Annotated in this window: 8 protein-coding genes; all 8 read right to left on the bottom strand. The window is 64.8% G+C overall.

Annotation, left to right across the window (positions count from 1 at the left end):
• Positions 1-332: response regulator (locus AC2VLV_RS11345; protein ID WP_486990085.1), on the bottom strand; the 332-nt coding region annotated here is incomplete at its 3' end.
• Positions 333-500: 168 nt separating this feature from the next.
• The gene (gene kch / locus AC2VLV_RS11350) at positions 501-1,751 is read right to left on the bottom strand and encodes a voltage-gated potassium channel protein (RefSeq protein ID WP_486990086.1); all 1,251 of its coding nucleotides are present in this window, start codon (positions 1,749-1,751) and stop codon (positions 501-503) included.
• The gene (locus tag AC2VLV_RS11355; RefSeq protein WP_486990087.1) at positions 1,748-2,869 is read right to left on the bottom strand and encodes a mechanosensitive ion channel family protein; all 1,122 of its coding nucleotides are present in this window, start codon (positions 2,867-2,869) and stop codon (positions 1,748-1,750) included. Before AC2VLV_RS11355 ends, kch begins: the two co-directional genes overlap by 4 nt.
• A gap of 25 nt (positions 2,870-2,894) precedes the next feature.
• Positions 2,895-4,016, bottom strand: a complete 1,122-nt coding sequence (locus AC2VLV_RS11360; protein ID WP_486990088.1) for a mechanosensitive ion channel family protein — start codon at positions 4,014-4,016, stop codon at positions 2,895-2,897.
• 16 nt (positions 4,017-4,032) lie between these two features.
• On the bottom strand, positions 4,033-5,514 hold the full coding sequence (ggpS, locus tag AC2VLV_RS11365) for a glucosylglycerol-phosphate synthase (protein WP_486990089.1): 1,482 nt from the start codon (positions 5,512-5,514) through the stop codon (positions 4,033-4,035).
• Positions 5,471-6,241, bottom strand: a complete 771-nt coding sequence (locus AC2VLV_RS11370; protein WP_486990090.1) for an HAD family hydrolase — start codon at positions 6,239-6,241, stop codon at positions 5,471-5,473. The genes ggpS and AC2VLV_RS11370 overlap by 44 nt, the downstream gene beginning before the upstream one ends.
• An 11-nt stretch (positions 6,242-6,252) precedes the next feature.
• On the bottom strand, positions 6,253-7,425 hold the full coding sequence (locus tag AC2VLV_RS11375; RefSeq protein ID WP_486990091.1) for an NAD(P)H-dependent glycerol-3-phosphate dehydrogenase: 1,173 nt from the start codon (positions 7,423-7,425) through the stop codon (positions 6,253-6,255).
• 436 nt (positions 7,426-7,861) lie between these two features.
• Entirely contained in the window at positions 7,862-8,137 is a 276-nt protein-coding gene (locus tag AC2VLV_RS11380; protein WP_486990092.1) for a SemiSWEET transporter, read from the bottom strand.
• Positions 8,138-8,309 lie beyond the last annotated feature (172 nt).

Here is an 8,309-nt window from a genome sequence, read left to right on the forward strand (position 1 = left end):
CGGGCTTCGAGCTCCTGCAGCGCGAAGGGCTTGGCCATGTAATCGTCGGCGCCGAGGTCGAGGCCGCGCACCTTGTCTTCCACGCTGTCGGCGGCGGTGAGAATGAGCACGGGCACCGTGGCGCCGCGAGCGCGCAGCTTGCGCAGCACCTCAAAGCCCGACAGCCGCGGCAGCCCCAGGTCGAGAATCAGCAGATCGAATTCGCTGGACTGCAGCGCCGCGTCGGCGCTGTTGCCGTCGGCCACCTGATCGACCGCATAGCCCAGCGCGCGTAGCGAGCGCAGCAGGCCATCGGCCAAGACCCGGTCATCTTCGGCAATCAGAATCCGCATCCCAGTCCCCTCGTTATGGTCTTCGCTTGGTTGAGCGCCCAAGATCTGCACACAAGGGGCGCAACCGCGAATCTGCGCCGATTCTACGAACGGCATGCGGGTGGGGCCATTCGGATGCGTCCGAAGCTGACGCCAGAAATCGCGGCGGCTATCGCCGCGAGCGCAGCCTCATGCCTTGTCGGGTTTGCCCAGCAGCAAGTCATTGATCAAGGCGTTGTCGATCGGCTCACCCAGCAGGCTGCGGGCGAGCAGTTCGCCGCCCAGCAACTGCGGCGCGAACACCATATCGGGCTGGACGCGCCGGATTTTGGTCACGTTGCGCGCATCTTGCACCGCCGCCACGGTGCGCACCTTGGGGGCCAGCTCCTTGACGGCGAGGACGATGAAGGCGTTGTCCGCATCGTCATCGCGCAGCACCAGCACGGCGCGGGCTTGCGGCACCCCGGCGTCCTGCAGGGTCTGCGGTTGCGAGGGGTCGCCAACAATCACGTCCGCATCTTCCGGGTAGGGATTGACGGTGTCTTCCGGCAAAACGACCGTGACCGGCACGGCGCGCGAAACCAAAGACTGGCGCAAGGCCTGCGCCAGCGTTGAGCCCCCGACAAGGACGATGTGATGACGGCGATTCACGTTGTGCATGCGCTTCTCCAGGGTTCGCTTGAGACTGCCGCCGATCAGCGGCCCGACGACGACAGACAAAGTGGTGGCGAATACCGTGATGCCCAGAACGATGAGCGATACGGTGAACAGGCGGGCCGGATCGGTCTTGGGCACCACATCGCCATACCCCACTGTGGACATGGTGACGACCGAAAAATAAAGCGCCTGCGACAGATTTTCGATGCGTGGCGCGAAGCCCGCGCCGAACCAGAGCGAGCCCAGCAGCGCATAAACCAGCAGACTGCCCACCCCGAGAAATGCGAACAACGTGCCCGTGGCCACGCTGGAGCGGTTAAACCGCCGCGCCCACACCATGAGCACGATGATGAGCAATGCCGCAATGAAAAACACGGTGTCTGGGCGCCTCACCGTCCAGACCGCCAGCCCGCCGGCCAGCAGAGACAGAATCAGGGCCATGGCCCAGGCCAGACGGGCGCGCATCAGCAAGCCCGCCGCCATCAGCAGCAGACCCGCCCCCAAAAGAATGGGCGGAAATGCCGCAAACTGCCCAAGCTGCCCGATGCCCTGCGCCCCGTTTTGCCAGACGAGCAGCAGGGTGGATTCGAGCTTGTGCGTACTGGGCTCGATGAGCAGCGCCGCACACGCAACGGCCAACAGCGCCGCCAGCAATTGCGGGCCTTGGCGGTCGATCAGCCGCCGCAAACGCCGCAACAGCGTCTTCGCTCTGGCCCAAACCTCTTGCGCGTTCGATGACTTGGGCTGTGGCGGCGGGGCCGTGTCGGCGTCGGTCGCGCTCATGTCGCTTCCTGGACGAATCGGGCCAGACGCGCCCTGTTTTCGAGGTGCTCCGGTGCAGTCGCAGCTGGCGCGAATTGCAGTTGGACGGTGCGCGTGGGGAAGGCGAACTCCGCGCCGATGCGCGCGCATTCGCGCACCAGACCGAGGTTGATCGCCTGCTGAGTATCCATATAGGCGGTGTAGTCGGAGGTTTTCATCCAGTACACCACTTCAAAGTTCAGGCTGGAATCACCAAAATCCTTGAAGTGCGCGCGGTCGAATCGGGCGTTGGCTTGCTGATCGACGATGGTTTTGACCAGGGCCGGGATGTGCTCCAGAGTGTCTGCCGGCGTGTCGTAGGTCACGCCGAAGGCGAACACGATGCGCCGCTCCTGCATGAACTTGTAGTTGCGCAGCCGGGCCTTGGTGAGATCGGTGTTGGAGAACACCACGATCTCGCCGCTGATGGAGCGAATGCGGGTGGTCTTCAAGCCGATGTTTTCCACCGTACCGGAGAAGTTGTCGACGACGACGAAGTGTCCGATCTGGAAGGGTTTGTCGAGCACGATGGACAGGCTGGAGAACAGGTCGCCCAGAATGTTCTGCAAGGCCAGGCCCACCGCAATGCCGCCCACGCCCAGACCGGCCAGCAGGGTGGTGACGTTGAAGCCGAGGTTGTCGAGCAGCAGCAAAAAGACCAGCGACCACAGCACCAACCGGGCGATGAAACTCATCGCGGCCAGGCCGGTGGCGGTTTCGGGGTCGTGAGAGATGGCGCGCTCGCGCGAGACGCGAATCCAGAAATCGAGAAAGCGCGACACCCACAGCCCGATCTGCAGAAACAGCGCCACGGCCGCCAGTCCCAGCACCCATTTGCCCACCGTGTCCGGCAGGCTGAGGCTTTGCACCGCCGGGTAAAGACCGATGAGCGCGGCCAGCGGCAGGCGCGTGCCCTGCACCGCATTGACTAGCGCGTCGTCCCAATGATTGCTGGTGTGCGAGGCCAGGGCGCTGATCCAAGACACCAGCACCGGCTTGACCACCGAGACCAGCACCACAACCAAAACGAGCCAGCCCAGCGCCAGCAGCCAGCTCTGCAAAGAGTTATTCAAAAAGGGAAGGGATAGCCATGCGCTCATCTCGTAGCCTTTCTCGGGGGAAAAATCAGAATGGTGCCGGTGACGAACCGGTTTCTGCATGCTCATGCCACTGCACACGCCGACGCGGCAGATGCCCGGGCTGGGCGCGCTGCATATAGGCGATCATGCCTTCGCGAATGCGGCAGCGCAGTTCCCAGGCGCGCGCCGAATTGGCCGCGCTCACCAGAAAGCGCACCTGCACCGCGGTCTCGGTGGCGTCGGTCACATGCACCAGGGCCAGGCGGCCGTCCCAGTCGGGGTCGGCCGCGCACAGACGCTTGAGTTCGTCGCGCAGTGCTTCGACCGGAGTGGCGTAGTCCACCCACAGAAACACCGTGCCCAGCAGGCTGGCGCTGGTGCGCGTCCAGTTCTGGAAGGGGTGTTCGATGAACCACTGCAGCGGCAGAATCAGCCGCCGGTCGTCCCACACGCGGAACACCACATAAGTGCCGGTGATCTCCTCCACCCGTCCCCATTCACCCTCGACGATGAGCACGTCGTTGATGCGGATCGGTTCGGTCATCGCAATCTGCAGACCTGCTAGCAGATTGCTGAGCACCGGCCGCGCGGCGAAACCCACCACCAGACCGGCGATGCCCGCCGACGCCAGCAGGCTGGCGCCGATCTGCCGCACATCGGGAATGCTCATCAGCGCCACTGAAAGGCCGACGAGCAGAATGAGGAAGCTCAGTACGCGCGTGAGCACCCGAGCCCGGGTGAGCAGGCCGCGCACTTCCAGATTGGAATCGAGCAGATTGGGGTCGTCTGGCAGTTGCAGGCCGCCGCGCCGCAGCAGCACCAGCTCGCCGCCCGACCGCACCAGGCGCATGGCCAGCCAGGTCAGCGCGGCGATCAGGCTCAGATGCAACGGCGCAATCACCCACGACCAGCTCTCCAGCCGCTGCTGCAAAAACCCCGCATCGACGCGCAGTATCAGCAGCAGCCAGGCCAGCCTCAACGGATTGCGCAGGCGCAGATACAAAAACTGCCCGTTGCCTTCCGGCCCGCTGGCCTTGAGCAGCAGTCTCGCCCCCAGCATGAACACCGGCGCCGCCAGCAGGGTGAGGGCGATGGCCAGCGAGTCGGGCGGGTGGGACGACGCCCACGCCCACAGCATCGTCCAGGTCGCGTTCAGGTCGTTGCGCATCACCGAACGGCTCGGCTCACTGCGCCCGCAACTGCGCGAACAGTTCGAGCACGTGGTGCGTCCAGTGGTTGATGTCGTAACGGCAGATGAGTGCATCCATGCGCTGCATGCGTTCGCGCTGTTCGTCGCGCGGCATGTCCAGCGCCCGGTCGATGGCATCGTCCATCTGGCTGATGCTGTACGGGTTGACCAGCACGGCGTCCTGCAACTCCACGGCCGCCCCGGCGAATTCCGACAGCACCAGCACGCCGCTCTCGTTCACATGCGCGGCGATGAACTCCTTGGCCACGAGGTTCAGGCCGTCGCGCAGCGGCGTGATCCAGCAGATGTCGGCGGCGCGGTAATAACTCAGCGTCTCCTCGAATGGCATGGGCGTGGTGGAGAGCAGGATGGGCGACCAGGTGAGCGAGCCGTGATGGCCGTTGATGCGTCCGACGAGCTGCTCGATGTTCTGCTGCGCCCGCTTGTAGACGCGCATGCCGTCGGCTGCGGCCACTGCCGTCACCAGCAGCCGGACTTTGCCGTGCAGCTCGGGACGGCGCACCAGCAGCCGCTCGAAGGCCAGCAGCATTTCGCGCGTGCCCTTGGCATAGTCCACCCGGCCGATCGACACGATGATGGTCTGCTCGGCCATTTCGCGGCGGATGTGGGCCACCCGCGCCAGGTTGTCAGGCTTCTGCACCGTGCTGCGGATGAGGTCGGCATGGGTGCCGATGGGAAAGGCATCGACGCGGATCATGCGCCCGCCCACCGTGATGGAAACCGGCGTGACCGGCTCGGACAGCGCAGTACCCGTGGCCTGCAGTTCCGGGTACACCTTGCGCTCGACCAGGCCCTCGACTTTGCGCAGCGACTGCACCAGCGCGGCGAAGTTGCGGGCGTAGCGCGGCACGTGAAAGCCCACTAGATCGCAATCGAGCAGCGAAGCCAGAATCTCATCACGCCAGGGCAGGATGTTGAACACATCGGGCGCGGGAAACGGCGTGTGGTGGAAGAAGGCGATCTTCACATCCGGGCGCATCTGCCGCACAAAACCCGGCACCAGCCACAGGTTGTAGTCGTGCACCCAGATCACCGCCCCCGGCGCGGCCTCGGCGCAGGCGGCTTCGGCGAACAGGCGGTTGACCTCGCGGAACACGCTCCACTGGCAGTTCTCGGTGGAGTAGAGCGAGGGAAAGCTGTTGAGGATGGGCCACAGCGCCTCTTTCGAGACGACGTGATAGAACTGGCTGATCTGCTCGGTCGTGAGGGGCAGCCGCACGACTTCATAGTTGCCGTAGCTGTCGTTCACCGTGATGCGGCGTTCGAACTTCGCAGCTTTTCCCGTCGGCGCCTTTTTCCACGCCACCCAGCTCGCCCTGTCGACCTGGCCGATGAAACCCTTGAGGGCCGGCACGATGCCGTTGGGGCTTTTGTTTTCCCTCAGAACGGTCTGGCCGCCCTCGCTGTGTTCCTCATACGGTTGTCTGTGATAGACGATGACCAGAGATGAAGCCATTGAAATCCCCCTGTTGATGAAATCGCTGCAAGGCGTCGAGCACCCCGGCTGCGCCCGGCTGGGCGCTGCGGTACACATTGGTATGCGGCGTGATGGCATGATCGAGCGCGGCCTCGCGGTTGCTTACGGCCACGCCGGTCAGGCCGGTCTGGAACATCGACAGATCGTTAAGCGTGTCGCCGGCCACCAGGGTGCGGTGTTCGGGCAGGCCGAGCGCGGCCAGGGTGCGCAACAGGGTCGAGCCTTTCTGCACCCCGCGCGGCAGCACGTCGAAATACTGGTTGTCCGACATCAGGGTGTCGAATCCGAGTCGCTGCAACTCAGTCGCAGCCACCTGCACCGGCTCTGGCCGACGGTAAAAATACGAACGTCTGCGGCCGCCGTGCTGGGGTTGGGGCTGCAGCTCTGGGTGCCGACGAACGATGACATCGATCTGCTGCGCCATGTCTGCGGGCCAGCTCGCGTCGAGCCAATGATCGATCGACGGAATGGGCGCGAAGTCGGCGCCGGTCGCCACGCTGGTGCCCACGTCGCCAATCACATGATCGGGTTGCACCGGCAGATCGCGTGCGAGTTGGCGCATGAAGTCGAACCCGCGACCGCTGACAAAAATCAGCACGATCTCGCTGCGGCGCTGCGCGATCCATTCATACAACGCCGCGCGCTGCGCCTCGTTGCCGCCCAGAAAAGTGCCGTCCAGATCGGTGGCCAGAATGGTTTGTGGCATCGACGCCTCCTTCATTGCGACTGCCGCGACTGCGCGCGGGACAGGGTGGGCCGCAAGCCCTGCGCGTCGCGCAATAGCCGGTGCGTATGCACCCCCGAAGCGACGGGTAAGCCGAGCGCGTCGTCCTGCTGTACCGGCTGATTCAACAGGCGCCGCAAGGCCTCCTCTGCCGTTTGACGGCGCCCCAGCACATCGCGCACCACAGCGGCCACCTGCAAATTCAGGCCGAGCCGCCGTTCCAGAATTTGCACCGACTGGCTACTGATCGCGCCTTCGGCCAGCTCGCCCTCGCCGCCGGGGAATTCGCCGCGCCCCAGCTGCATGCCCAGCCGGGTGTTGCGCGATTGGGCCGACGACGCGGTGAGAAACAGATCGCCCGCACCCGCGCTCGACAACAGGGTTTCAGGGCGGCCGCCCAACGCCAGGGCCAGGCGCCGCATGTCCTGCAAGCCGCGCGTCAGAATGGCCGCGCGCGCGTTCTCGCCCTGCTCGCAGCTCATGGCCACGCCGCACGCGATGGCGATCATGTTTTTGAGCGCCCCGCCGACCTGCACGCCGATGGCATCGTCCGTCACGTCGAGCTGCACCTGCCCTGCGGCGAACGCTGCGCGCAGCCCCCCCATCAGCCGCTGCGCGTGGCTTTGCACATCGACCGCGCCGCGCTGACGCAGCGCAGGCAGACCGACCGTGAGCGCCGCAGACTGACCGCGCACCACCTCATGCGCAAAACTCGGCCCGCCGATCGCACCAATAAGCGCGCCCGGCCGCAACTCCTGCTGCAACACCTGAGTCATCAGCGCGCCGCTGCCCTGCTCGATCCCTTTACAAGCGGCCAACACCACCGCGCGCCGCTGCAGCCAGGGCGCGGCAGCGCGCGCCACCTCGCGCAGCGCAGCCGACGGCACGACCATGAACACCGCGTCGGCGCCGTCAAGCACCTCGGCCATCTGGCTGTTCGCCTTCAGGCCGGCAGGCAATTCCAGCTCCGGCAGATGACGCGGGTTGCGCGCCTGGGTGGCGATGGCGTGGGTGAGATCGGGGCGGCGCGCCCACAGGCGCACCTCCAGCCCGCCGCGCCGCAGGGCGCAGGCCAGCGCCGTGCCCCACGCGCCAGCGCCAATCACGGCAACAACGGGGGCAAGGGTCGATTTTCCGACGATGAATGATGAAGCAGAGTTCTGCATGGACTCTCCCAAGGTCGTGGACAACCCTGTAGGTTGTCCGATGGCAGGACGCCCAGCAAAGCGGGGCGTGGCGACTGGGTGGCCGCGCGTGCAGACGCGGCCGGTGGGCATTCAGAGCGAATGCCATGAAGCGCGGGGTTGGCTTGAACCCCTTATGCCGTCTAGGAGACGAACGAGAAATTTCTGGCCCGCGCAGGCCAGAAAACACAGGTAGAACTCGCTACTTGTGGTGATATTTCTGGAGACTCATTGAATCAAAATATCAATGGATAGATTGTAAAGCAATTTGGCAGGAATTAGAACTACAAAATCACCAAATTACTTACAAGTTTTTGGACGATCCAAGGAACATCGAAGTGACGCCCGATGATCTGTCTAAACCAGGATCCAAGCGCTCGCTGCGGCGCAGCAAAACGGGGCCAAGCGCAGGCCGGACTCACCCCGCCTGTCGCGCGCCGTAGCGCAACCGCATGATCAGCACGGCCAGCGCCAGCAGGAAAGTCACCGCGTTGGCGCCAACCAGGGGCCAGCTCCGCTGGATGACGCCATAGGCCAGCCAGAGCGCCACGCCTGTGGTGAACAGCGAGTACATGCCGAGCGAAATACCCGAAACATTGCGGCTGCGAACCGTCAGCCAGGCCTGCGGCACGAAAGACACGGTGGTGAGAAACGCCGCGCCGTAGCCGATGAGATCGGTGAGGTGAAAGGCCATGAGGGACTCTCGAAAGATAGGGGGAGGTCGGCGAAGTGCGCGCTCAAGCCGTCTGCATGAAGCCGTTGATGAAGGCCTCTAGCGCAGGCCAGGCGCCACCGGCGCGTGGGTCGTTCACCAGCGCGGCGAAGGTGTAGCGCTGCCCCGCGCGGGTCTGCGCATAGCCGGCGAG

This window comes from Thiomonas sp. TH-17, from assembly GCF_057473305.1.